The sequence below is a fragment of the Pradoshia sp. Z6_59 genome (assembly GCF_058267515.1).
In genome coordinates this window covers 70200-95242 of record NZ_JBZCPP010000004.1, presented here as the reverse complement: position 1 = coordinate 95242, position 25043 = coordinate 70200, and the positions used below count along the sequence as shown (strand labels likewise).

25 protein-coding genes are annotated in these 25043 nt (G+C 37.7%); 4 read left to right on the top strand and 21 right to left on the bottom strand.

The window, feature by feature from the left end; genetic code table 11:
- The first annotated feature begins 324 nt into the window (after positions 1–324).
- Complete coding sequence (locus tag AC4D4B_RS05875) at positions 325–456, top strand: sporulation histidine kinase inhibitor Sda (protein WP_490996676.1); 132 nt, start codon at positions 325–327, stop codon at positions 454–456.
- A gap of 64 nt (positions 457–520) precedes the next feature.
- Here AC4D4B_RS05875 and AC4D4B_RS05870 read toward each other — a convergent pair whose 3' ends face one another.
- From AC4D4B_RS05870 to sigK, 3 genes are all read right to left on the bottom strand, one after another.
- Entirely contained in the window at positions 521–1300 is a 780-nt protein-coding gene (locus AC4D4B_RS05870; RefSeq protein WP_490996603.1) for a phosphatidylserine decarboxylase, read from the bottom strand.
- Between the two features lie 171 nt (positions 1301–1471).
- Complete coding sequence (locus AC4D4B_RS05865; protein ID WP_490999403.1) at positions 1472–3721, bottom strand: MMPL family transporter; 2250 nt, start codon at positions 3719–3721, stop codon at positions 1472–1474.
- An 83-nt stretch (positions 3722–3804) separates the two neighbouring features.
- The gene (gene sigK, locus AC4D4B_RS05860; RefSeq protein ID WP_066105338.1) at positions 3805–4521 is read right to left on the bottom strand and encodes an RNA polymerase sporulation sigma factor SigK; all 717 of its coding nucleotides are present in this window, start codon (positions 4519–4521) and stop codon (positions 3805–3807) included.
- A gap of 171 nt (positions 4522–4692) precedes the next feature.
- Here sigK and AC4D4B_RS05855 point away from each other — a divergent pair, with 171 nt between their 5' ends.
- Complete coding sequence (locus AC4D4B_RS05855) at positions 4693–4860, top strand: YjcZ family sporulation protein (RefSeq protein ID WP_490996601.1); 168 nt, start codon at positions 4693–4695, stop codon at positions 4858–4860.
- A gap of 375 nt (positions 4861–5235) precedes the next feature.
- Here AC4D4B_RS05855 and AC4D4B_RS05850 read toward each other — a convergent pair whose 3' ends face one another.
- The 6 genes from AC4D4B_RS05850 to mtnN form a co-directional block, all read right to left on the bottom strand.
- Positions 5236–5370 carry a YrzI family small protein gene (locus tag AC4D4B_RS05850; protein ID WP_490996600.1) on the bottom strand — a complete coding sequence of 45 codons (135 nt, stop codon included), beginning with the start codon at positions 5368–5370 and terminating at the stop codon, positions 5236–5238.
- Between the two features lie 346 nt (positions 5371–5716).
- Complete coding sequence (locus AC4D4B_RS05845) at positions 5717–7366, bottom strand: amino acid ABC transporter ATP-binding/permease protein (RefSeq protein ID WP_490999402.1); 1650 nt, start codon at positions 7364–7366, stop codon at positions 5717–5719.
- A gap of 29 nt (positions 7367–7395) precedes the next feature.
- The gene (locus tag AC4D4B_RS05840; protein ID WP_490999401.1) at positions 7396–9120 is read right to left on the bottom strand and encodes an ABC transporter ATP-binding protein/permease; all 1725 of its coding nucleotides are present in this window, start codon (positions 9118–9120) and stop codon (positions 7396–7398) included.
- The gene (locus tag AC4D4B_RS05835; RefSeq protein ID WP_490996597.1) at positions 9117–9497 is read right to left on the bottom strand and encodes a DUF454 family protein; all 381 of its coding nucleotides are present in this window, start codon (positions 9495–9497) and stop codon (positions 9117–9119) included. The genes AC4D4B_RS05840 and AC4D4B_RS05835 overlap by 4 nt, the downstream gene beginning before the upstream one ends.
- Before the next feature lie 462 nt (positions 9498–9959).
- Positions 9960–10172 carry a YrhC family protein gene (locus AC4D4B_RS05830; protein ID WP_490996596.1) on the bottom strand — a complete coding sequence of 71 codons (213 nt, stop codon included), beginning with the start codon at positions 10170–10172 and terminating at the stop codon, positions 9960–9962.
- A gap of 193 nt (positions 10173–10365) precedes the next feature.
- Positions 10366–11061 carry a 5'-methylthioadenosine/S-adenosylhomocysteine nucleosidase gene (gene mtnN, locus AC4D4B_RS05825; protein ID WP_139892605.1) on the bottom strand — a complete coding sequence of 232 codons (696 nt, stop codon included), beginning with the start codon at positions 11059–11061 and terminating at the stop codon, positions 10366–10368.
- A gap of 150 nt (positions 11062–11211) precedes the next feature.
- Here mtnN and AC4D4B_RS05820 point away from each other — a divergent pair, with 150 nt between their 5' ends.
- Together AC4D4B_RS05820 and AC4D4B_RS05815 are read left to right on the top strand one after the other, a co-directional pair.
- Positions 11212–11418, top strand: coding sequence for a DUF2536 family protein (locus AC4D4B_RS05820; RefSeq protein WP_490996594.1), 207 nt, complete (start codon positions 11212–11214; stop codon positions 11416–11418).
- A gap of 632 nt (positions 11419–12050) precedes the next feature.
- The gene (locus tag AC4D4B_RS05815; protein ID WP_490999400.1) at positions 12051–12422 is read left to right on the top strand and encodes a hypothetical protein; all 372 of its coding nucleotides are present in this window, start codon (positions 12051–12053) and stop codon (positions 12420–12422) included.
- A gap of 133 nt (positions 12423–12555) precedes the next feature.
- On the opposite strand, the gene AC4D4B_RS05810 is transcribed toward AC4D4B_RS05815, so the two are convergent.
- From AC4D4B_RS05810 to alaS, 12 genes are all read right to left on the bottom strand, one after another.
- Positions 12556–13251 (bottom strand): YrrS family protein, encoded by a 696-nt coding sequence (locus tag AC4D4B_RS05810; protein WP_490999399.1) that lies wholly within the window; start codon positions 13249–13251, stop codon positions 12556–12558.
- A gap of 87 nt (positions 13252–13338) precedes the next feature.
- Entirely contained in the window at positions 13339–15120 is a 1782-nt protein-coding gene (locus tag AC4D4B_RS05805) for a peptidoglycan D,D-transpeptidase FtsI family protein (RefSeq protein ID WP_490999398.1), read from the bottom strand.
- A 118-nt stretch (positions 15121–15238) separates the two neighbouring features.
- Positions 15239–15715 carry a transcription elongation factor GreA gene (gene greA, locus AC4D4B_RS05800; protein ID WP_066105374.1) on the bottom strand — a complete coding sequence of 159 codons (477 nt, stop codon included), beginning with the start codon at positions 15713–15715 and terminating at the stop codon, positions 15239–15241.
- 256 nt (positions 15716–15971) lie between these two features.
- Complete coding sequence (udk, locus tag AC4D4B_RS05795; protein ID WP_066105382.1) at positions 15972–16604, bottom strand: uridine kinase; 633 nt, start codon at positions 16602–16604, stop codon at positions 15972–15974.
- A gap of 2 nt (positions 16605–16606) precedes the next feature.
- On the bottom strand, positions 16607–17878 hold the full coding sequence (locus AC4D4B_RS05790; protein WP_066105385.1) for a peptidase U32 family protein: 1272 nt from the start codon (positions 17876–17878) through the stop codon (positions 16607–16609).
- A gap of 21 nt (positions 17879–17899) precedes the next feature.
- Positions 17900–18829 (bottom strand): peptidase U32 family protein, encoded by a 930-nt coding sequence (locus AC4D4B_RS05785; RefSeq protein ID WP_490999397.1) that lies wholly within the window; start codon positions 18827–18829, stop codon positions 17900–17902.
- Positions 18826–19479: an O-methyltransferase gene (locus AC4D4B_RS05780; protein WP_490999396.1), complete on the bottom strand. Its 654-nt coding sequence runs from the start codon at positions 19477–19479 to the stop codon at positions 18826–18828. Before AC4D4B_RS05780 ends, AC4D4B_RS05785 begins: the two co-directional genes overlap by 4 nt.
- A gap of 163 nt (positions 19480–19642) precedes the next feature.
- On the bottom strand, positions 19643–20734 hold the full coding sequence (gene mltG / locus AC4D4B_RS05775) for an endolytic transglycosylase MltG (protein WP_490996675.1): 1092 nt from the start codon (positions 20732–20734) through the stop codon (positions 19643–19645).
- 335 nt (positions 20735–21069) lie between these two features.
- Complete coding sequence (locus AC4D4B_RS05770) at positions 21070–21342, bottom strand: DUF1292 domain-containing protein (protein WP_490999395.1); 273 nt, start codon at positions 21340–21342, stop codon at positions 21070–21072.
- Between the two features lie 17 nt (positions 21343–21359).
- Positions 21360–21779 (bottom strand): Holliday junction resolvase RuvX, encoded by a 420-nt coding sequence (gene ruvX / locus AC4D4B_RS05765; RefSeq protein ID WP_066105397.1) that lies wholly within the window; start codon positions 21777–21779, stop codon positions 21360–21362.
- Position 21780: 1 nt separating this feature from the next.
- Positions 21781–22047 carry an IreB family regulatory phosphoprotein gene (locus tag AC4D4B_RS05760; protein ID WP_066105399.1) on the bottom strand — a complete coding sequence of 89 codons (267 nt, stop codon included), beginning with the start codon at positions 22045–22047 and terminating at the stop codon, positions 21781–21783.
- Positions 22048–22215: 168 nt separating this feature from the next.
- Positions 22216–24855 carry an alanine--tRNA ligase gene (gene alaS, locus AC4D4B_RS05755; protein ID WP_490999394.1) on the bottom strand — a complete coding sequence of 880 codons (2640 nt, stop codon included), beginning with the start codon at positions 24853–24855 and terminating at the stop codon, positions 22216–22218.
- Between the last annotated feature and the right edge of the window lie 188 nt (positions 24856–25043).

The window sequence follows — 25043 nt, the reverse complement described above, 5'->3', positions numbered from 1 at the left end:
ATAGCCAAATAGCTAAATTTGATGAAAAGTGCAGTCGAAATATAAAACCTTTCGACATATTGCGTCATTATTTAAATCTGTGGATAAGTTTATACACATCGCCAACAGACCCTTTACCTTTTTAGACAATACGTTTTCCTAAAAAGAATCACAGATACACACATTTTACCCACAAGTTATGCACCTACCCCTGTGGATAACAGAACGGTTGTTCCATTCTCTTGATTCTGTTAAATTAAGGGTACACCAAGGCAAACTACTAATATATTGTCGTTGCCACCCATTTAGAACTGTAAATTGGAGGTGAAGCCGCAAGGCAAAATGATGCAAAAACTACCAGATGACCTTTTAATTGAATCATATTACAAAGCCAGGCATTTAAAACTTAGTCAAGAATTTATCCGTCTAATTGAAAGAGAAATTGACAGGAGATCCTTATCTTATAAAATATTTTAAACAGAGCCAAACTCATTTGTATCATGCGCCCTGGTTAAAAATCCAGGGCAATTTTTTGTTTTATTTATTTTATATACCCTATTGTCTCACCAACATGTACCGGTTGCGGTAATGTACCTGTTATGTATGGAGTATAGGTTTCCTTCTCAAATAATAGAACCACGGTTGAACCGAATGAAAAATATCCGATTTCTTCCCCTTTATGGAGAGTATCCCCCGAATGTGTTCTCTCTATTGAATTAACAAACATGGCACCAACCTTTACGACAGATAAGGATCCCCCGGCATGCTGGATTTCTGTAATTTCACGATAATTTTTTGATAGAGGGTATTTTCCTAATGTCATCCCCCACTTGTTGACTGGATATGACTTTTGTCCAAGCGTACATTTCCGTGTAACTTTTCCCTCAACCGGAGAGTGAATACGGTGGTAATGGCTTGGACTTAAATATAGTACCATATATCTGCCGCCTAAATATTTTTCTGTATCTCTTGTGTTCCCAAGCATTTCCTCAACTGAATATACCTTCCCTTTCACTTGGAAAGAAGAATCTTCATGAATGAGCCCACTGTCCTCTAATACGGCATCTACAGGACTGACAACTGTCCCCTCATCATTATTAATTTCGCGTGCTCCATTCATTAAAGCCCTTGTAAAAAAATCATGCAAGGATGTGTATTCCTGAATGGGACGATCCATCTCGGCCAGATTTATTTTGTATTGCTTTGCAAAAGATGGGATTATCCGCCTGCTTGCTTTAGAGTTTGCAAATTTTCTTAAAAGGGAAGAAGTCCATCTGCCATTTGTTAATTCAATTAATAATTGATATACCTTTTCCTTCACGTTCTTCACCTATTTTCTTTTTATATGGCTACTAACACTTAGCTATCCTTCGATTGAATATAAAATTAACAAAAACACCCCTGACGATTTAAGGGTGTTTGTCTCTACCTAGTTTACTATTCCTTTAAAGGAAGGGAAAGATTTTTCTTACTGATACAGTCAAGTATATCATCATTTCAATTTCCATCGCCTCTTCACCATTGGAAACCACCAATTCCATTTCCCCATCATTTTCAATAGGATTGGAACAAGGACTAACCTAATAATCGTCGCATCTAATAAAACAGCAATCGCTAAAGTAAAGCCCAGCTGTTTAATTTCTAATACGCGTGTTAGGGTAAATGAAATAAAAACAATCATCATGATTAAGGCAGCCTGTGTGATAAAAGGACCTGTAAATTCGATTCCCCTTGCTATGGACTCTTCATTATCGTGGGATGATTCCCATTCTTCTTTAATCCTTCCGACTAAAAACACTTCATAGTCCATGGATAGTCCAAACAAAATTGCGAAGGTTAATACAGGCAAATAAGACTGTATAAATCCTGGAGAAGTAAATCGAAAATACTCTTCTCCCCATCCAAATTGAAAGACTGCCACTGTCATTCCACATGCTGCTGTTACACAAATAATATTTAATAGAATTGCTTTTATTGGAATAAAAATGCTCTTAAAGGCAATTACCAAGAAACAATAAGAAATCATTAAAACAACCAAGATGACGATGGGTGTTTTTTTTACCGTTTCTTCATGCAAATCATTTACTTGAGCTGTAAGTCCTCCAATATAAAGGCTCCCTTCATTCACTTGTTTTTCAAACCGCTCGTTTAACTTAGAGACAAAGGTTTTCGCTTCAGTAGAATCAGGGGCATATTTCAACGTTATCATCACAAGGGCTACATTAAAATCGTCATTAATCAAAAACTTGGTATACCCTTTAATTTCTGGCAGTTTGACTAATTCTGGCACCTCACTATATGTATCATTATCACCCAAAAGATCAGTCAATTCTGTAATAGATGAGACCATTTGGACCTCCTCATAGGCTTTGAGGATAACTCCAACAGCAGCAATTTCCTGAAGTTCTTCCATACTAAACCGACTCCCTGATGCTTTCTTTACCAGGAGAACCGGTGAGTATAATCCGGACACAAACTTATTCTCTAAAAGTGTATTTCCCCTTCCAGATGGATAATCCTTTAAGGCATCTTGATTAAGCCCTATTCCCAAATGCATCTGCAGTAATGGCGCAGTGAAGGCTGCTAGAAGAAGCAAACTCCCAATTAAATAAGGAAGTGAATACCTCATGATATGCTTTGTCCATCGATACAGGTATTTTCTCTGCTTAGTCTTCTTTGTGAATGGTAGAGAGAAGCTATTCAGACGATATCCAAGCAAACACAATAATGAAGGCAAAAAGGTAAGTGTCAGCAGCAATAATATAAATAAAACAGCAAAAGTGCCCACTGTTAAATTCAAAAATAATTTTGCATGAACAAGAGGCAATCCAATTAACGAAATCATTACCGTCAATCCAGATAAAAATACAGACTTTCCGCTTGTGGCAACTGCTATGGCGATTGCCTGATGAGGATCATGTTGTTGAAGTTCCTCCCTATATCTCATAATCAAAAATAATGAATAATCAATTCCTATTCCCAATCCGATCATCGTGACTACACTAGGTACAATAATGTCAAAATCCTGATATCCCGATAGACTTAAACAGGCAAAGGTAATGACTACAGCCATTCCCCCCATCATAATCGGGATTAAAGCTGCTGTAAGTGAACCAAATGCCAGTAAAAGTACCACTAGAACAAACGGCATACCCAGTTTTTCCGCATAGGTAAGATCCCGCTTTTCCATATGGGTCAAATCCTTTATCGTTGGAGTGGCCCCTGTCAAATATAGTTCAAGCCCATCCTTCTGCGCATCCAAATATCCACTGAGTACATCAATCGTTTCTAAAACCTGACCTTTATCCCCCTCAATAAAAAGTAAAGCGTAACAAGTGTGCAAATCCTTTGAAATTTGATTTTCCCCTTCCAGCAAAGAATTCTCCATCGGGTTTGCAACGACAGTTACTCCTTCGATCGTTTGGATTTCAGCCAGAACTTTATCTACCGGTACGTAAAATTTTTGTTCATTAACTTTCCATTGATTTGAATGGAAAACAAGAAAATTTTGTTCACCCATATCATCTGCAAAGTTATGCTCCATTAATTTTTGAGTTAGGTCTGATTGTGAACCTCTTACATTTAATTGCGGTGGTGAAAGATGGCTAAAAAAAGATGGCATTAGCATTATTCCGCCAAGGAACAGCAATCCCCAAACAAGCAGGATAATTTTATAATATTGAGTGACCTTACAGCCAAAACGGTAAAAATAAGAAGAATTTTGGGGTTTAGATTCATGCATATTGACACCTCAATTTTTATGAGCGTGACAATATTATTTCCTTTTAACGAAAAAAACGGACAAGTATCTTTTGCCCGTTTTGACTATTTTTTCTTTCTTTTTTCTTTCTCTGCTCGATAAAATTCATGGAACATTTTCATTAATGCTCTCTTTTCAATTCTTGAAACATAGCTGCGAGATATACCCAGTTCTTTCGCTATCTCTCTTTGTGTCTTTTCCTTTTTTAGATCTAGGCCAAACCTGCCAACAATAACCTCCTTTTCACGGTCCTCAAGCACATCAATATACTTCTTCACTTTTTCAAGTTCCATATTAAGCTGAATTGTGTCAATTACATCCTCAGACTCAGACTTCAATATATCAAGCAATGAAATTTCATTTCCCTCTTTATCCTGGCCAATCGGGTCATGCAACGAAACATCTTTTTTTGTTTTTTTAATCACTCTTAGATGCATCAAAATCTCATTTTCGATACAGCGGGCCGCATATGTAGCAAGTTTCGTGCCTTTACCTGAGGAATAAGATTCGATTCCCTTGATTAAGCCAATCGTTCCGATTGAAATGAGATCCTCAGTATCTTCCCCAGTATTTTCAAACTTCTTTACAATGTGAGCTACAAGCCTTAGGTTATGTTCAATTAATAAATTCCTTGCTTCCGCATCTCCTTCCGCCATTCTTTCAATACATTCCCTTTCTTCCTTTGCTGATAATGGTTGAGGAAATGCATTGTTTTTAACATAGGAGACGAGAAAAACCAATTCTTTAATAAAATAGCCAAACGTTGCTAAAACTCCTGCCAATTAAATCAGCTCCTCACTGTTTCCAACCAGTTAGACTATTAGATATGTATGACAGCAGCCTCTATCCCTTGCCTGTCCTTCTGAAAATAAGATATTTGATTTATGCCCAACCCAAATAAGCAATCATCCCATATTATAATAATATCTATGGTATATAAGGGAGGTGCACCTATGTATCCTTATCATTTCGGAGGAGCCGGTTGCGGTTGGGGTTACCCTCCTCCACCCTGTCGCAGTGGGTATGGCGCCGGATTTGCGATCTTAATTATTCTATTCATTTTATTATTTATCTTTGGCTTTTGGGGTTTTTGGAGCGGAGGATACTTTGGTCCAAAATGAAGAAAAAACTTATGCATAGCATAAGTTTTTTCTTCATTTACGATTCTATGGTTGTAATATCAGCTACAATGACAAATGTGATTGTAACAGCAGTAGCAACCCCCATTACGAATAATAACATGGTAACCAACCCCTTATTCATCCTATTTACCTAAATTTAACATAGCAAAGGGGCGTCCCAAGCAACGTGATGTGAAGAATAATTGACTAATTCTTTACAGGAATGTGAACAGTTCGTTATGCACTATCCTTATTAATCCAGAAAAATTTTGATATCTTTACTATTATATAATTTGTCATATCGATCGCCTTCCTTCCGATTGAGTAATTTTTTTATCAGTGGTCAACCTTCGCATAATTGAGTATGGAATATAATTAATAAAATTTATTAATTATAGTTGTTTTTCGATCAAGCATTTCATTTTCCGCCTGACGTATTGAAACGTATTCAGATCTGCCCAATTTATTTGACTTGATTGTAACTGTGAACAGTATCATATTAAAGGTCATGCAATTACCTCCTTAAGCTTCAAATCATCGGTTTTTTTAACACACTTTGTCAATATATTCATCACACCACCAGAATAGAACTAAAATTTATAAAAATCCTATAGTTTTATTTACCATTTTCACGATAATACAGACCATTAAAGACCTTTAGAAAACCAGATTGGGAAAAGTACCTATATCTCGAGGATTTTAAAAGCAAAAAAAGCCGCAGAGATAATTTTCTGCAGCTCTAATTGCAAGGCTTATAGTATTGCTCCGATTTGTTCATTGACCAACAAATGTATAAGCGATTCTATCTATCTTCCCACCGCCCATATTCCCCCAAGGAATTATAGGTTACGTGTGGTTATGCATTCTTATAATGTTGGTATCCCATTTCGTTTATTTGTCCATCTCTTACTTCAAAAATACGGTCTGCCATATCCAGTACCTCCGGATGATGGCTGATGAGAATAACAAGTTTATCTCCCGCATGAGCTTTAATTGCCTGAAGAATGGCGGATTCGTTCAACGCATCAAGATTGGTCGTAGGTTCATCCAGGATAAAAACCGAGGCATCATCCAGGAACAATCTGGCCAACGCTAAGCGTTGGAGCTGCCCACTTGAAAGATTTTCACCGAATTCCTGAAGATGTGTATCCAAACCTTCTGGAAGACTTTTTATAAATTGATACAATCCTGCTTTCTCACAAGCATCCCATATCTCTTCTTCCGTATATTTCTTATACATTGTCAGATTCCGGCGCAATGTATCCGAAAATACGATGGTATGAGCATCAACCATACTGAAATGCTTCCGATAAGAATCAGCATTATATTCCTCGACTGGCGCCCCATTTAATAATATGGCACCTTTCGTAACTGGAATATCCCGCAGCAACAATGAAATCAATGTTGATTTCCCCGTACCATTATCTCCCCTGATGCCAATAATTTCTCCTATTCTCCATTCAAAATTAACATTTTTATATAAATGTTTGCCTTTTTCATACTCAAATTGAACATCACTATATCTAATATTACTTATATGGACGAGTTCACGACTGCCTCCCTCATTTACTTCAGGAATAATATTCATGATTCCTAAGATACGTTTAGCACTGGCAAATGTATGAACAAGGCTCGCGCTAAGCTGCGATAAAGCTAGTGCAGGACCAAAGGAAGAATAAAGCAACAGCATAGCTAAAAGCCCTGTACTTGCATCCACTTTACCAATTCCATATAAATAAATAGATATGCCAATTTGTATAAACACAGAGAGGTATAAGGCCCCATCCGTCAATGCCTTAAGCAGACCTTCGTGTTTCTTAAGGGACAAAGTAGAATGATTTAATCCCTCACTGTACTCGTCAATTTGATTAATGGTCTGATTCTCCTGTCCAAAAATATACAATTCCTTCAATCCTTTTAATCGATCAAGGATATATTGACTTTGCATACCAAATTGAACACGATAATCGTCCCCTGCTTCTTGTCCGCTTTTATACACACTTTTCGGAACAATATAGCTTATTAACACATAGGAGAACAACGCTGCAACAGCATAAAATGGATGAAAGGACCAAAAAATCGACAGATAAACAATTCCTGTTGTAAAGCTAATACATACAGGAGCTACTGTGTGCGCATAAAACACTTCAAGCATTTCTACATCCTTAGTGATAACATTCATAAGCTCCCCTTTTTGAAAGCTCATTAATTGTCTATTCCCAAGCTTTCCAAGGGATGTAAAGATATGAGACCGGATAGTAGCCAGAAGCCTGAAGGCAATATAATGGGTCATATATTGCTCGCACAGACGAAAAACAGTACGCATTATACCTGCTGCAATAATCATAATCAGCAACAGTCTTCCATTGCCAAAGTCTTTAAGGCCCATTACATCCAGGAAAGCCATACCGCCTATAAGGCTTATGGATGAAACCGCCAAATAACCTAATGTACCAAGAAGGATTGTCAGCAACATATGGGGAATAAGCGGTTTTAATATTTTCATTAATTGAATCAAGTTTTTTCCGCTACTAATCATAGTGCACACCTTCCGATTGATTGTTGTACTTCAAATAGCTCTGCATAAATGTTCCCATTATCCATAAGTGTTTGATGATCACCTTGCTCAGCTATTTTTCCATTGGAAAATACATAGATATGATTAGCATCTACTAAACGCTGCAACTGATGGGTAATCATGATAACCATTTTCCCCTGGCGGCTGATTTCCTGAATAATATCAAGAATATCATCTTCACTATTACGGTCGATATTGGCAGTAGCTTCATCAAAAATAAACACTTTAGGATTCTTTAACAGCATTCGGGCAATTGCTAATTTTTGGCGCTGTCCGCTTGAAAGATTCGTCCCTCCACTTTGAATTTTATAATGAAGGTTTGCAGCAAATTGATCTAGCTTCACAAACCTAAGAATCTCTTCTGCCTCTTCTTCCTCCAAAGTTGGTTTAGCCATCCTTAAATTAGTGAGTATCGTGCCTTCAAAAATATAGGAACGGTTACTGACACAGCCAATCAACTGATGCACCTGATCAATAGGTATATCCGCCAAAGATGTCCCACCGATTTCAATTGTTCCATTTTCCGGTTCAATGAAACGTTGCAGAATATGTGTAATAGTTGTTTTTCCTGCACCAGAAGCACCTGCAATTCCCGTCACCTCACTTTGCTTGATGACAAGATTGCAACCCTGCAAAGCCGGTTTATCAGCGTCTGGATAAGTATAGGTAATATTTTTAATGCATAAATCTCCTGTGATATCCTTATGAACAGCTGGTTCTTCTTTTTGCGTTTCAATTTTTAAAATGGAGGATAATAAATTCAAGGCACTCGTACCATTCATACCTACATGGAAATAGGATCCCAACAGTCTAAATGGTACAAAAAATTCGATCGCCAGCAGAGAAAAACAGATAAAGCCAGTTAAACTTAAGTTTTCATTTTTATAGGCAATCACTGAGCAAACGATCCCCAAAGCTGCTCCTAAGTAGGCAATTAAATCCATAATGGTAATGGATTGCAATTGCATCCTAAGCACCTTCATCGTCATACAGCGGAATTCCTCTGCTTCCTTATTCATAACTTCTCCGTATGCCTTTTCTCCGTTATAAATTTTTAAGGTGCGTAGCCCCTCTACACCTTCAACGAACTTTTTACCAACATCCAAGTACTTATTCCAATATGTTTTAAAAATTCTCTTTCCAATTTTTACGCCGGCCACAATGGCAACTGGAATTAAAAAACCACTAATCAACAACATAAGCGCAATTTTCCAATTCAATTTTGCCATTACTACAAATAGTAGAACCGGAGTCAACAGGCTATAAAAAAATTGCGGCAGATAACGACTGTAATAAACATCGATATTCTCGATACCTTCTACCGCAAGCTGGCTGATTTTACTGATTTCCAGTTTAGTTATCTCTTGAGGGGTCAGTGAAAGAAGCTTTTCAAACAGCTCTCTCCGCACCTTATGCTTTAGCTCAAATGATGTATAATGCGTGAGCTTTGTCGAGTAATAATGACAACCGAACTTTATAGCTATAATCAATCCAATATATAAAATGTAGTACATATCCATAACGATATTATGAACATAGAACAAGGCAGAAAATAATTCCGCAATCTCAAATGCAATCACTATATTTATAACAACATTCAATAATTGCAATAATGTAACTTGAACCAAAACAGGGATGATTCCATACTTTTTTGCGTACATCAACATTTCTTTTTGAATCATATATGTTGCACTTCCTCTTGATTAATCGTAGGAATTTTTATAAAAACAATCAATTTGACAACTGCCAACACGCATAGAACAATGCGAACGTGTAAATGATCGATCATTAAACCGCTGATTAGAAGTAATAAATACACGGTTAGCAAAATCGTTAATTTTCTTCTTAAAGTAAGACCACCATCCCTTTGATAGCTCACTACATATTTTTCGTAAAATGACTGTTTTTTCAGCCAGTTTTCACATTTAACTGAATTACCAGCGAATAAAATTGCTGTCAGTAACAGTAAAGGTGTCGTTGGTAAAATAGGCACTGCGATTCCAATTAAACCAAACAATAGAGATATCCATCCCAATCCCAGTAACATTATTTTTTTCATCTGTCTTCCCCCACTAAATATGTATCAGTACAAGCCATACGATAGAGCCTAGCCCTCCCAAAATATGAACGGCCGTACATTTTTTCTCACTCTTTAAAAAAGGAATTATTGCTGTCAGAGCAATGATAAGTATATAAATGATATAACCAAATAAATTAGAACTCATTTGAAATAGATATATAAATATACTTATCAAGGATATAAAACCACTCCATCTATGAGTAAGTTTTATCGGTCTATTCTTTTTAAACAGGTGTAAAACCCCAAATAATAAGCAAATAAAAAAATAAAGTTTATGTAAAGTTAACAATATCATCAGAAACCACCTACACATTATTATTTTGATATAATTATATTATTGATAATGATTATCAATGTCAACGGTAAATTTATTAGATTCTTGATTAAAAGATTATAAAAAAAGCCAACTCATTATATGAGTTGACCTGAATTTTATAGAATCTATTCTTCGTCTTGTATTAACTTCCCGTATTTCCTGGATAAAGCAAAAAATAATGCGGATAACGCCAATACTCCGGCAGTAGCAAAAGTTAAGTATTCCTTTACTACTTCACTCATACCTTCCTTTGGCAATATGGATCCTAAAAAAAGAAATACAGCAAACATGAGGAGAGTTGTACCAAAACGTTTATAATCTATCATTTTCTCTTTCAAGGAAACTACCACCTTTCAAATAAACTAGTAATACAGTAACATGATATTTCTTCCTAAGCTAATGTAAATAGTGGCAGGCGAACCACTGAAATAGATGGACAAAATGGTATTAATAGTTATAAAACAGTCACATTATTTTCTTAAAGAAAACAAAAAAAGTTCTGCCTCAGTAATTCGACAGAACTTAAAAAGTTTATTTTAATTCTTTTACAATTCCCATTGCCAATTGAGCTGAATGCAAAGCAGCCTTTTCCAGGAATTGATCAAATGATAAATCTGACTCTTTTCCAGCAATATCACTTAATGCGCGTGTAACTACAAATGGAACATTAAACTGATAAGCCACCTGCGCAATAGCGGCTGCTTCCATTTCAACTGCCTGCAGCTGTGGAAACTTTTCTCTTACAAATCGAACACGTTCAGGATCAGACATAAATACGTCACCGGTTGCGATTAACCCTTTACCAACTCCAACCCCGTCAATGCCTGCAGCCACTTTCTCTGCAAGTGATACAAGCTTTTCATCAGCTATAAATGCTGCAGGTAATTGGGGAACCTGTCCGTATTCATAATCAAATGCTGTAACATCCACATCATGGTGACGTACCTCAGTCGAAATAACCATATCTCCTACATTTAGTTCTGGGTTGTAGCCACCTGCTGAGCCTGTGTTGATAATAAAATCAGGCTTGAACTTTTCAAGAAGGACAGCTGTTCCCATAGCAGCATTCACCTTGCCAATACCAGATTTCAGCAAAATAACATCCACACCAAACATCTGTCCAGTTGTATATTCCGTATTAGCAATGACAACAGACTCAGCACTTTCTATATTCTCACGCAAATAGGCAACTTCTTCTTCCATTGCGCCAATAATAGCAATTTTCATCAGTATAACTCCTTTATATTACAAAAATTAAAATGCAGTACCATTTTACCATAAATCATCTGCATAAACAGACCTCTAATCCTTTATTGGAACTAGAGTATTTCAGGCATTTTTGGTAGACTTAGTTTGAAAATGAAGGAGGCAAAAAAAGTGGAATTTAAATTAGATCTAATTGAAGACAAAGTTGAATTTTTCGAGGCATCCTCAATTCAAAACCTCGAAAAACAAATCCAACAAAAAATAGAACAAAACAAAGCAATCATGCTATCCGTACACCACATATCCCACCAAATCCACACCACCCCCGAAGGCAAACCCATCTACACAGCAGTAGTACACTATAAACTAAAAAGCTGAGACGACTGTTCAGGCCCGAAAAGCATAAGACGAATACTCGGAGGGAGACGTTCTTCCCTCCCGTAGAGTATTTGCTTATGACTCGAGGGACTAGGAGTCGAAGCTGGATTAAATAAAAAGCTGAAGGGCCTTGCTCAGCCGCGACAAGCATAAGAGGAGGCACGGAGGGAGGTGCTCTTCCCTCCCGCAGTGGCTACACTTATGACTCGAGCGGTTAGGCCCTGAAGCTAGATTAAATAAAAAGCTGAAACGGCTCATTTTAAGGAACGAAGACTAAAATCGCCACGTCCTGTGGCAACGTCTTCATGACCAACATCCTGCTGGCCCGCGAGGAGCATAAGAGGAGTTGCGCAGGGAGAACGCTTTTATCTCCCGTAGCAGCTACACTTATGACTCGAGCGGCTAGGCCCTGAAGCTGGATTAACTAAAAACCCAAAAACGGGTATATTAAGGAACAAAGACTAAAAACGCCACGTCCTGTGGCAACGTCTTTGTGACCAACATCCTGTTAGCCCGCGACAGGCATAAGAAGGTACCGTAGGGAGCTTATTAAGAATCAAAGGCTCAGTACACGACTTAGCACGGCAAAGTCTTTATAACCTACAGAAATGAATAATAGGAGGTGCTTTTTTATGGGGAGAGTAATAAAGTTTGATGACGAGAAGCAGGAACTGGTTTTAACTCTTACAGGTTTGACAACTTTTTTTGCTTTAAAACGAAAGATTCAAATGCCCTACCCTCTAATAAAAAATGTTTTAGTAGATTATTTCGATGCTCCTACATGGATGATACGGATGCCTGGTTCTTCTATTTCATTCTTAAATATATATGAAGGAAGTTATAAATATCAGAATGAATGGTATTTTCTTTCATACAGCGGTCGGATACCGCTGGTCATCATAGAATTGGATGGACATAAAAAGTATAGATATATTATTTTTCAATGTGAAAATCCTACAAAAACCGCATCTGAGATTCGAACACATTTACGAGATATTGACTGACATGTTACATCCTTTTTGAAATGGCTACTATCACCTCTTTGTATTTCCACTCATCAAATTATCTGGATTTCCCTTACAAAATAACAATCAAAAAAGCTGCCAATCATGGCAGCTTTAAAAGTCTTTTATTTGATTAACTAGCTTTGTCATTCTTTATAAGTTTTTCTACCTTTGTCGGTTTCCATCCTTCACCATCAACCCATTCGATATATACACGATACGTGCTTGATCCATCTTTAGGTGACACAGTACCAATTGCCTTATTTGGTTCACCGCCATTTTGCAAATACCATAAGGTCATATTACTTTGATCGATACCTGCTCCATAGGCAATGGCTCGCTCCATTTCATTCCAATCAGTGGAACCTTTCTCGTATTGTGTAACATGCTCTCCACTTTGTTCCGTACCTACTGGCTTCCATGAAGGATCAGAATACGCTTCTTCCACATTTCCATCAGAAGCGGTTTCCTCAAGTTTCTCAGACTCTACTGTATCTTCAGATTCAGAGGATTCTTGATCAGAGTTCTGTTCTTGGTCTTGATCTTGGCTCTCCTCATCCGCATTCTCATTCTCGGTTGCTTGCTCATCTTCATCCATTGCATTTTCCTCTTTATCAGCTTCCTCTTCTTTATTGACTGCTGATTGATTACTTTCAGGATTGGTATCAGCCTTCTGACTTGCCGGTTCATCATTATTACCTAAAAATATAGTAGCTCCTACCACGACAATAAGGAGAACGACAACTGTAATCAGTATATTGTAGACTTTGTTTACCTTTTTATCCTGACGTTTATCCATACGCGAAGGATATTTATCTTGCCTATCCATATACACTTCCTCCTCAAATTTATAATAAAGATTATTTTAACATGGATAGGTAATCACTAAAAGTTATTAAATTTTTCGTCATATTTTTTATTCCAACCCTCTTTTTTGATTGATTGCATGTATCCCATTGACCATTTGCAAGTATAAAGGAGTTACCGCACCCGACTTGCTCGCCGTATCCAGATTAACAATCACCATCGCATATTTAGGTTTTTGAAAAGGAAAATAACCTGCAAACCATTTATTGTACTTCTGCTTTGTTTTATCTTCCTTTGTCCCAATTTCAGCTGTTCCCGACTTACCGGCAACCTCATACTTGGCTGTATGTAAATTACCTGCAGTCGCATATTTTCCTGTTGTCGTTACGACTCCTCTTAATAATTGCTGTAGCTTGCTGGCCGTTATTTTTGAAATGGTTTTACCTTCTACAGTCTGCTCTTTAAAGGTAGCAATGGTCAATCCATCATCATCCACGGCTTTAGTGGCAGCTCTAGCCACTATTCTTTCACCGCCTCTGGCAATCGTGGCCATCATATTGGCGATGGCAAGCGGAGTTACTTTTACATTTAATTGACCAATCGATGTATTAGCCACAAAATTCTCATCCTTCTTCATGGAGGATTCTGTCCATATGACCCCAGATTTTTCTTCCGGCAGTTGTTTAATGAGAGATGTATGAAAGACACTCCCACTCCATCCAATTGGTTGAATTAAGCCAAGCCGCTCAGCATACTCTTCAATAAGATTTGGATTTTTATCCGCCAATTCTTTACCCAGAACTCCAAAAACTTGATTGCTGCTTAATGCAAACCCTCGCTGAAAATCAACCAATCCTAGCAACCTTCCTGTATTTTTATCAACAGGTCGCCCTAAATGATCCAAATTCCCGTTAAATTCTCTTCCATTCAGGGTCAGACCTTCTTCTATAGCAGCAGCCGCTATAACCGTTTTAAATACGGAACCAGGAGTCTGCGGAATGATCATTTGATTATGGTTACCCTCATTGTTTACATCCTTATTTACATGCGGTGTGGAAACCATAGCTAGAATATCATTAGTCTCAACATCTAAAATAATAATTCCACCTTTTTTCAGCCCGTTATCATCAGCAACTTGTTCTGCAAGTTTTTGATAATCCTGATCCAAAGTAGTCTGTATATTAATTCTTTCACCAGATTGACTTTCATCCAAATAACGGATATCCACTCCAAACATTGGCAGTCCATTGGCTGCTTTATGATAAACCAGTTTTTTACTGCCATTCCCCTGGAGGAATATTTGAAAGGCTTTTTGCAATCCGGTTTTCCCTACTTTTGTTTGATAGTCAACCGGTGTATAGCCAATTTTATTAGCTTCATCTATCTCGTTTTTATTTAATGTCAGTGACCCCAGAAGATGGCTTGCTGAAGGAGTTGCTATAACCTCTCTCTTCTTTACACCAATGATACCCGGAATATGTAGATTGTTAATTTGCGTAATTTGGCTATCTGTTAATTCTATTACACCTTTATTTTCATAAATAAATGGCTCATCTTCATCCTTTAGCCTTTTTAATAGTATTTCTTTATCTATCCCAAGAATGTCTGCCAATTTATCTGCAGGCCAATCTATATGTTTAACAAATGGAAAGAGTACTAAAACCGATTTGTCCTGATAGGAAATCGACTTACCTTCTCTATCAAGAAATCCACCTCTTCCATCATCCAGGGTGATTTCGTCAATTCTTTGTCTCACACTATTCTCTAATAAATTTACCCGGTGTTTGGAATATTCCTTTGGCTTCACTATCTGTATATGTACCAGCTTGGCTATTAATAAAGTAAACAGCAATAGAAAAATAATTCCTGTCCCCAGTATTCTTTTTTTCATTTAACACACCCCTTACTGTTACCAGTTTCGACGGGGCTTGCCTATTTCAAACTATAATTGCACAAATAAAAAAGGCACCTAAAATAGGCGCCTTGCTGGTTCTTTCTTAAATTACAAATTATTGAACGGATACGATTACGACTTCCATATCTCCACCTGGAGTAGAAACCGTTACTTCATCACCTGGTTTTTTCCCCATTAAACTGCGGGCAATTGGAGAATCGTTTGAAATTTTATACTCAAATGGGTCAGCTTCTGCAGAACCGACAATTATATAAGTTTCTTCTTCACCATCAGGTAATTCTTTAAAGGTTACAGATTTTCCTAATGTAACCGTTCCATCCTGAGATGCACCAGACTCAATAATTTGTGCATTTCTAATCATATTTTCAAGTGTAGTAATTCTTCCTTCTACAAATGCTTGCTCTTCTTTAGCAGAATCATACTCAGAGTTTTCGGATAAGTCACCAAAACTGCGGGCAATTTTAATTCTTTCTACAACTTCTTTACGTTTAACCGTTTTTAAAAGTTCTAATTCTTTCTCTAATTTCTCTTTTCCCTCTTTAGTCATTGGGAATACTTTTTCAGTAGCCAAAAAATTTCACTCCTTCTGTACTTTCACCATGCAGCACGAACTGCTCCATGTGATCATGTGTATATATATGCACTTAATAACTATGTATATACCTTTATTGGTATAGGAATTGCGCGTTCTCAATCGAACGCGCAATTACACTCATTGTTAGCTTAATTTCTTTTTATCGATTTGTCTATTAATTTTATCAAAATTTTTTCAAAAATGAGTAACTTTTTTGTTATTTTTATGGAAATTGATGTAAAAACAAAAATTTCTATAAAAGGGATTTTTGCTCCAAAATTGTTTGGATTTTAGTACCGATTACATCAATAGCCACGTAATTGTGTCCGCCTTCAGGAATAATGATATCCGCATAGCGCTTAGTAGGCTCGATAAATTGGTTATGCATAGGCCGTACTACAGACGTATATTGTTCAATTACTGAATCAATTGAACGGCCACGTTCTTTTATATCACGCATTAACCGACGTATTATACGAAGATCTGCATCGGTATCAACAAATAGTTTAATATCCATTATATCGCGTAATCTCTCATCTTCAAGTACCAAGATTCCCTCGAGAATAATAACGTCCTTAGGTTCAACAGGAATTACATCCTCAGAGCGTGTATGCATAGCATAATCATAAACCGGCTTTTCAATTGCTTCATAACGAAGCAATTTGTTGATATGCTCCAGCAATAGATCATTATCAAAAGCCAATGGATGATCATAGTTTGTCTTTAGTCGTTCCTCAAAAGGAAGATGGCTTTGATCCTTATAATAATAATCTTGTTCTAGAATCATGATGGAATGACCCTTGAATTTTTCATAGATTGCTTTTGTTACACTCGTTTTCCCTGAACCCGAGCCACCTGCAACCCCAATTACAATTGGCTTAGTCATTTTTAGTTGTTCTCCTTCCTCATCATATCATATGGATGAACCGGTTGATCGACTTTTAAGCGGACAGTCATAAGCGGATGTCTTGCAGCATCTAATTCATTGCCGTCCTCATCCCAGATTGTTCCGACTGTTTGCGTAAAGTTTTCGATATTAGGACCGAAAAATTCAATTTCATCTCCCGGTTTAAAGTAATTTCTTTGCTGTAACGTGACTATAGATGTATTTTCATCATACGATAAGACAAGCCCGGCAAAGTCATGCGTTGTTTTGTTATTATGATTGCCAAACATTTGCTCCTTATGGCTTGGTACACCTTCAAAGAATGCGGGAGCTGTTTCCCGATTCGCACACTTATTGAGCTCTGTAATCCATTCCTCTTTGAAAACAAAATTGTCCGGATCTGCGCAATAAGTATCTATAACCTTGCGATAAACACTGACAACTGTTGCAATATAATGAATGGACTTCATACGGCCCTCGATTTTTAAGCTGTCTATTCCCATCTCTATCATGGTTGGGATGGATTCAACTAACTTCAAATCTTTAGGACTCATCGCAAACGGTTGGTCTTCATCTTCAAATAATGGTTTTTCACCATCTTCGGTATTAGCGAATAAATGATAATCCCATCTGCAAGACTGGCAGCAGCCGCCTCGATTAGAATCACGGGCTGTCATATGGTTGGATAGCGTGCAGCGCCCGGAATAAGCAATACACATCGCTCCATGAATAAAGGTTTCAATTTCAATATCCACCTTTTCTTTCATTAGCTTGATTTCTTCCCCACTTGTCTCACGTGCCAAAACAACACGATCCAGCCCTTCTTCTTTCCAAAATTGTACAGCTTTCCAGTTTGATAAGGATTGCTGCGTACTTAAGTGGATCTCCAGCTTTGGAGCAGCCTTTTTACAGGTCTCTATTATTAATGGGTCAGCTACTATAATACCTGTTACTCCAGCTTCTTCAATCCCTTTTAAATACTCCGGAAGTCCATCGATGTTCTCATTATGAGCAAAAATATTAGTTGTCACATATATTTTAGCGCCATATTGTTTAGCAAACTCCACGCCTTCTTTCATTTCTGCCAATGAAAAATTCCCGGCATTGGAGCGCAATCCATATTCCTGACCGCCAATAAATACGGCGTCGGCACCATAACGGACAGCGATTTTTAATTTTTCCAGGTTACCGGCAGGAGCCAGTAATTCCGGTTTTTTTACAATAACGCGTTTTCCGTCAATAATCTCGGAAATTTTATTTTCTGACACGGACATTCGGTCATCCTCCATTCCCTGTTAATAAACAGTCTCCTTGAAAAAGAAGCCTGTATCCAACGATCTGTTTGCCGGTTGAATTTCTTCGGCTTTCTGCAGCAGTTCGTCCTTCTTATCTTCGTATAGATCCGGATCCTCTGCATATAAATCAATTGCCTCGCGATACAATTTGGTTACTTCAATAAGATAGTCAGAATCCTTTAAGATTCCGTCAATTTTAAAGGAGTCCACCCCAGCATCGAGCATTTCTGCCAATTCATCAACAATACAAATATCATTCGGACTCATAATATGAGTACCGTTTTCATCTTCAAAGATTGGGTATTTAGCGTTACGCTCAGGATCATGCAGGAATAAGCTTTTTTGATCATCCAGGCTATCCACTTTCATATTGCGGCCTTGGTAATTAAAGTAATTCCCGATAAGCGTTCGTTTTGACTGAAACATAGCTGTCATTCCGTGCACTTGTACTTCAATCTCGACCTCGGCATGTTCTTTAATCTCAATGATGGCGTCCATATTAATTTCCCGGGCAAGGACTGCACGCTTAGCTCCTTTTGTTCCCCAGTAATTACACGTGAACCAGTTGGTCGCTGTTGTTTCTGTATTCCAATGCAGAGGCAGGTTCGGAGCTGCTTCGCGGGCAGCCATCAAAACAGCTGGATCTCCAAAGATGACAGCATCTGCTTGATTGGCATCTAAGAAACGCAAATAATCGGACAGCTCGTCCACTTTCTCATTATGGAAGATGGCATTCATAGCCACATATACTTTCTTTCCTTTTGAATGCGCTAGCTGGATTGCTTCTTTAACAGCCTCTCTGTTAAATTCTCCAGCCAGTCTCAGTCCATAACGTTGTTCCCCTATAACAAATGCGTCTGCACCTGCATCAATCAATGGGATGATATCTTCAACCTTAGTAGGTGTTAGTAATAGCTCAGGTTTTTTCATGCCTTTTCACCTCGTTTAATACTAATAGCCAAACCATCTCCGACAGGGATAATGACAGTATCAAATTTTTCCTTACTCATGAGCCATTCATTATAGCCTTTTATTTTATTAACTAAATTTTTTGTTCGTTTAGATTCAATCTCTTCTTGTTCAAGAGCCACTAAGCCTTTGAAGAGAACATTATCGGAAAGGATAATTCCGCCCTCTGCCAAAAACTTTTCATATATTTCAAAGAAACGTTTATATTGTCCTTTAGCTGCGTCGATAAATATACAATCAAAAGGTCCTTCCGGAGAGACAGCTGATTCTGTCTCAAGAGCGTCACCTTTTATAATTTTTATTCTACTCTTCATGTCCGCTCTTTCAATAAAATGATGAGCTTTTTCAATACGTTCCTCATCTCTCTCAATTGTCAGTATTGAAGCTTCTGGCAGCGTATGTGCCATTCGTAAAGCAGAATAACCAATTGCTGTTCCAATTTCTAAAATTTTTCGCGGCTTTTGGATTTTTAGAATCTGTAACATAGACTCCATACCGGTTAATTCCATAATAGGAACACCATTTTCCCTTGCATACTCTTCCATTTCACTTAATAAATCATTGCGGGAAGGTACAAGAGTCTGTAAATAGTGATCAAGATTCTTATTCATCCTTATTCCTCCAAACCCTGTACTTTGCTTAATTCAAAAAAATGAGAAAGCCAGGTGGCTTTCTTTAAATACATACACTATTTTTATGCACTTCGAATATTTTAGCATATTTAGGGGAAAGAAGCGAAACGTTTCTTCTCTTCCATAGTTCCCCTTCAAATGCTTAATTATTCGTTATATGTTTTGCCTTGTCTTTATTATGTTCTTCCAATGTTTTGTTAAAAATGACTTCTCCCGATTTAGTAGCAAGGAAATAAAGATCATCAATATTGGCTGGGTTTAATGCCGCCTGAATGGAGGTTTCACCTGCATTGGCAATTGGTCCAGGGGTTAACCCTTTATGTCGATAGAGATTATATGGTGAATCAACCTCTAAGTCTTTGTATGTCACCCGATCTTTATGCTCACCTAATGCATACAGAACAGTTGGATCAGTTTGTAATCGCATATCCTTCTCTATTCTGTTTTTAAACACAGCAGATATTTTATCCCTATCGACCTTCTCAGTTGCTTCTTCTTCAATTAAGGATGCCATTGTTAATAGTGTGTGCGGTGTCCATTTATCCTTGGACATTTCATCCTTATACTTCGCCAGGATTTCGTTCGTTTTTTTCACCATCTCGCTAACGATTGACTCTATTGTTGGATCTTCCTCATAAAATGAATACGTTGCCGGATATAAATATCCTTCCAATGGATATCTGATATTCTTGGCAAGAATATCATCCGTTAATAAATCCGGATACTTATTCATCATTTCTTTAATAAATCCGTTTTTATTTATGACGGCTAAGACATCTTTTGACTTTTTGCCTGTTTTCTTGGCAATAATTTCTGAAATTTGTTCTAGATCTCTTCCTTCCGGAATTGTAATTCGATAGGTCTCGGCTACAATTCCATTTTTGATTTGATCGATGATTTCCTGAATTGTCATAGATGGTGATAAATTATAGGTTCCAGCCTGGAAACCAGATTCATTTTTAAACTTGACGTAGTATTTAAATACTTTCGCATTTTTAACGACTCCATTATCCTCTAATGTTTGAGAAATCAAACTAATTCCTGAACCACGAGGGATTTCCACCTTAATTGCATCTTTATTATCAGGGTCAACAGGTTTTAATGCAGAGGAGATATACAAATACCCACCAAGTCCAACAAGCGCCATGACAAGGATGACAGCAACTAACGAAACAGTAACAATTTTTCGTACCACTCTAGCTTCACTCTGTCTTTCAAGTAGCTTTATTTTCATTTGCTCTTTCTTCCAATTTTTATCATTATCCAAAAGTGATGCCCCCCTAAGGCATTTTATTACAAGCCATCTTTATTTATTGCAAACATTAGCGGAATCTGTCAATGATTATCATAAAACTTTTTCTTAAACCGCTTGATTATATAATAAATTTCACTAATTGACCATTACTTTTTTATAACATGCTCTATTTTTCGGAGAATTCACCTAAAATCTCTTGAATACTCATCATTTTTACCATTCCTTGTAAAATCATCTCATCATTATTCCACAATATTTAAATCTACACATATAAAAAACTCCCCCGATAAAACCGGGAGAGCTATATTTTCAGTTTATTCTTCTTCGTCGAAGAACGTATTAATCACTTCTTCAACTAAAGCCCATTCTTCATCATCTTCTATATCATTTAATGTTCCGACTTCACCTGTTTCATCAGGAACATAAGAAGCTACATGGATGAGGTCTTCATCTTCTTCGCCTTCGTTTCCTACTGGTGCAAATACAACGTATTGCTTATCATAATCATCTAATTCGAATGTAAGTAATATTTCATGTAACTGCTCGTTACCATCTTCATCAACAATTGTTATCATATTTTCTTCCATGTCTGATCACCTCAAAATTATTTGCCGCCGCTGTCTAAATATCCTTGAAGAATTAAGACCGCGGCCATTTTATCTATAACTTTTTTGCGTTTTTTACGGCTTACATCTGCATCTAATAAAACCCGTTCTGCTGCCATTGTGGTTAAACGTTCATCCCACAAAACAACCGGAACCTTATATCGTTTTTCAAGCTTTGAAGCATAATATTGGCTTGCCTCGCCTCGCGGACCTACAGTTCCATTCATATTTTTCGGCAAACCTACGACAAATTTATCGACTTTATAAGGTTTAAGGATTTCATCTAAACGTTTCAGGCCAAGCTGATTTTTTTCTTCGTCAATTGCTATGGTTTCCAAACCTTGAGCAGTCCAACCCATTTCATCACTAATGGCGACTCCCACAGTTTTACTACCCACATCAAGACCTACAATTCGCATATTATCCCTCTCGTTGCTGCTCTAAATAAGATTTGACCAGAACTTCTATAATCTCATCTCTTTCAAGCTTTCTAATAAGATTTCGTGCATCATTATGACGCGGAATATAAGCAGGGTCTCCTGACAAAAGATAACCTACAATCTGATTAATAGGATTGTAACCTTTTTCATTTAGAGCATTATAGACTTCCATTAAAACATGGCTTACGTCATGCTCAAAAGAATCCTCCGGGAAATTAAATTTCATTGTTTTATCAAATGAACTCATTCCAACGCACCCCGCTTTCATTCAAAAAGCTATATTTCCATTGTTCCTCTTATTGTACACTACTTAAACCTAATAATAAAACTCGAATGATAGTTTTGGCTAGTCAGGACTATCTATGCCAAAATGATTAGATTCGAAAAGAAGGGGGGCAAATCCTTTGCCCCGTTTTTATTTGTTAACCAATTCTTTTACCAGCTCTAGCGCTGCTTCTAAATCAGCAGGGTTCTTACCGCCGGCCTGAGCCATATCAGGACGTCCGCCTCCACCGCCTCCGCAGCGTGCTGCTACCTCTTTAATGATTTTACCGGCATGGTATCCTTGGTCTATTAAGTCTTTTGTAACTGCAGCAATTAAGTTTACTTTTTCTCCTTGCGCACTTCCAAGGACAATAATGGAGGACCCAAGCTTTTGCTTTAAGTCATCAGCCATATTTCTTAAATTATTCATATCCTGAGCTTCTACCTTCGCTGATAAAACCGTTACACCATTAATTGTTTCAGCTTTGGATTGAATATTTCCTGCCTCGATATTGGAAAGCTTCGCTGCTAATGATTCATTTTCTTTTTGTGCGTCTTTTAATTCGCCTAATAGAGAATCAATTTTAGCAGGCAAATCTTTTGGATTAGCTTTAACTTTAGCTGCTGCCTGGCGAAGAACACCAATTTGTTCTTTTAATTGAAGATAGGCAGATTCGCCTGTTACAGCTTCAATCCTTCTGGTGCCAGCTCCAATTCCACCTTCAGAGACAATTTTGAACAGCCCGATAGCAGATGTATTAGGAACGTGGCAGCCACCACAAAGTTCAAGGCTGTATTCTCCTACTTGGACAACACGTACGATATCGCCATATTTTTCACCGAATAGAGCCATTGCCCCCATAGCTTTTGCTTCTTCAATCTGTTTATTTTCAATCGTTACATCGATACTCTTCCATATTTTATCATTTACAATTTGCTCAACCTGTTCAAGCTCTTCTTCGGTAACTTGTCCAAAATGAGAAAAGTCAAAACGAAGTCGATCTGGTCTTACTAAAGAACCTGCTTGATTAACATGCGTGCCCAGTACATCCTTTAATGCTTGATGCAGTAAATGAGTTGCTGTATGATTTTTAATGATTTTACGGCGATTTGCTTCATCTACAACCGCTTTACCATACGTACCTTCCTTCAGCAATCCATATTCTACGATAACAGTGTGTAAGTTCTGGCCATTTGGAGCTTTTTGAACATCCTTCACGAATACTCGTAAGTCTTCAGATTCAAAGAATCCTTTATCCGCGATTTGTCCGCCGCTTTCAGCATAGAAAGGTGTTTGGTCAAAAATAACTTGAACTTCTTCTCCCGCCATGGCATCGTCCGCTTTTTCACCATTTTTAATGATTACTTCCACTGTAGCCGGGCATTGAAGGGTTTCATATCCAACAAATTTACTTTGTACTTTTATGTCTCCCAAAATACCACTTTGTACTTGCATGGAGTCTACATCCTGGCGTGCAGCACGTGCACGTGTCCGTTGAGCTTCCATTTCTCTTTCGAAACCTTTTCGGTCAATTTTCATGCCTTCATCTTCTGCATACTCTTCTGTTAATTCAACTGGGAATCCATAGGTATCATAGAGACGGAATACATCAAATCCGTTTACTATATCGCTGCCCCTTTTCTTCTCAGCCTCAATAACTTCCGCAAGTATGGCTAAACCGTCATGAAGGGTTTCATGAAAACGCTCCTCTTCATTACGAACAACCTTCGCAATGAAATCCTGTTTCTGTTGAACTTCTGGATAATAATCTACCATGATATCCGCCACAACAGGAACCAGTTCATACATAAACGGCTTATTAATGCCAATTTTCTTAGCAAAACGAACAGCTCTGCGCAGCAATCTGCGTAGAACATAACCGCGTCCTTCATTGGATGGAAGTGCTCCATCACCTATTGCAAACGCAACCGTACGAATATGGTCAGCAATAACACGGAATGCTACATCTTTATCCGCACTTGTTCTATATTTTTGACCTGAAATTTCTTCAGTTTTATGGATAATCGGCAGGAATAGATCCGTATCAAAGTTCGTGTCACCATTTTGGAAAATGGATGCCATCCGCTCAAGACCCATTCCTGTATCAATATTTTTCTTCGGTAATTCAGGATACTCACTGCGCGGTATTTCTGGATTTGCATTAAATTGAGACAATACGATATTCCAGATTTCGATATAACGATCATTTTCGATATCCTCTTCAATTAATCGAATGCCGATATCTTCAGGATCAAATTTCGTACCGCGGTCAAAGAAAATTTCAGTATCAGGTCCGGATGGGCCTTCACCAATTTCCCAGAAATTGTCCTCAAGCGGAATTAAGTGACTATCCGGTACGCCTAAGCTTTTCCATACCTTAAGGGTATCAGTATCTGCTGGATAGTATGTGATATAAAGCTTGTCTTTTGGCATAGCAAACCAGCGTTCATCTGTTAATAGCTCCCAGCCCCATTTGATTGCTTCTTCTCTGAAATATTCTCCAATAGAAAAGTTACCCAGCATTTCAAAGAAAGTATGGTGTCGAGCTGTTTTTCCTACATTTTCGATATCGTTTGTTCTAATCGATTTTTGGGCATTCGTAATCCTTGGATTTTCAGGAATAACTCGTCCATCAAAATATTTTTTTAATGTTGCAACTCCGGAATTAATCCATAACAGTGTCGGATCTTCCACCGGTACTAACGATGCACTCGGTTCAATTCTGTGACCTTTTTCCTGAAAGAAATCTAAAAACATTTGACGAATTTCTGCCCCAGTCATGTACTTCATATGATTGAATCCTCCTTTTTTATACACAAAAAAGCCCTCATCCCCAAAAACAGGGACGAGAGCTTGACTCGCGGTACCACCCTGATTACGAAACCTCTAAAAAGTTTCGTCACCTCAGAAACCTTAACGCGGTTTAAACGGCGGGTTTTTGCCCGCACTCCGGACTAGCTTTCTGTTTCTCTTCTTCC

What these genes read in the sequence shown, in the direction of transcription:
- AC4D4B_RS05875 (WP_490996676.1), top strand. Translation starts at nt 325, where the DNA reads ATGCAAAAACTACCAGATGACCTTTTAATTGAATCATATTACAAAGCC.
- AC4D4B_RS05865 (WP_490999403.1), bottom strand. Translation starts at nt 3,721, where the DNA reads ATGCATGAATCTAAACCCCAAAATTCTTCTTATTTTTACCGTTTTGGC.
- AC4D4B_RS05855 (WP_490996601.1), top strand. Translation starts at nt 4,693, where the DNA reads ATGTATCCTTATCATTTCGGAGGAGCCGGTTGCGGTTGGGGTTACCCT.
- AC4D4B_RS05850 (WP_490996600.1), bottom strand. Translation starts at nt 5,370, where the DNA reads ATGACCTTTAATATGATACTGTTCACAGTTACAATCAAGTCAAATAAA.
- AC4D4B_RS05845 (WP_490999402.1), bottom strand. Translation starts at nt 7,366, where the DNA reads ATGAAAATATTAAAACCGCTTATTCCCCATATGTTGCTGACAATCCTT.
- AC4D4B_RS05840 (WP_490999401.1), bottom strand. Translation starts at nt 9,120, where the DNA reads ATGATTCAAAAAGAAATGTTGATGTACGCAAAAAAGTATGGAATCATC.
- AC4D4B_RS05835 (WP_490996597.1), bottom strand. Translation starts at nt 9,497, where the DNA reads ATGAAAAAAATAATGTTACTGGGATTGGGATGGATATCTCTATTGTTT.
- mtnN (WP_139892605.1), bottom strand. Translation starts at nt 11,061, where the DNA reads ATGAAAATTGCTATTATTGGCGCAATGGAAGAAGAAGTTGCCTATTTG.
- AC4D4B_RS05815 (WP_490999400.1), top strand. Translation starts at nt 12,051, where the DNA reads ATGGGGAGAGTAATAAAGTTTGATGACGAGAAGCAGGAACTGGTTTTA.
- AC4D4B_RS05810 (WP_490999399.1), bottom strand. Translation starts at nt 13,251, where the DNA reads ATGGATAGGCAAGATAAATATCCTTCGCGTATGGATAAACGTCAGGAT.
- AC4D4B_RS05805 (WP_490999398.1), bottom strand. Translation starts at nt 15,120, where the DNA reads ATGAAAAAAAGAATACTGGGGACAGGAATTATTTTTCTATTGCTGTTT.
- udk (WP_066105382.1), bottom strand. Translation starts at nt 16,604, where the DNA reads ATGACTAAGCCAATTGTAATTGGGGTTGCAGGTGGCTCGGGTTCAGGG.
- AC4D4B_RS05790 (WP_066105385.1), bottom strand. Translation starts at nt 17,878, where the DNA reads ATGTCCGTGTCAGAAAATAAAATTTCCGAGATTATTGACGGAAAACGC.
- AC4D4B_RS05785 (WP_490999397.1), bottom strand. Translation starts at nt 18,829, where the DNA reads ATGAAAAAACCTGAGCTATTACTAACACCTACTAAGGTTGAAGATATC.
- AC4D4B_RS05780 (WP_490999396.1), bottom strand. Translation starts at nt 19,479, where the DNA reads ATGAATAAGAATCTTGATCACTATTTACAGACTCTTGTACCTTCCCGC.
- mltG (WP_490996675.1), bottom strand. Translation starts at nt 20,734, where the DNA reads ATGAAAATAAAGCTACTTGAAAGACAGAGTGAAGCTAGAGTGGTACGA.
- AC4D4B_RS05770 (WP_490999395.1), bottom strand. Translation starts at nt 21,342, where the DNA reads ATGGAAGAAAATATGATAACAATTGTTGATGAAGATGGTAACGAGCAG.
- ruvX (WP_066105397.1), bottom strand. Translation starts at nt 21,779, where the DNA reads ATGCGAATTGTAGGTCTTGATGTGGGTAGTAAAACTGTGGGAGTCGCC.
- AC4D4B_RS05760 (WP_066105399.1), bottom strand. Translation starts at nt 22,047, where the DNA reads ATGAGTTCATTTGATAAAACAATGAAATTTAATTTCCCGGAGGATTCT.
- alaS (WP_490999394.1), bottom strand. Translation starts at nt 24,855, where the DNA reads ATGAAGTACATGACTGGGGCAGAAATTCGTCAAATGTTTTTAGATTTC.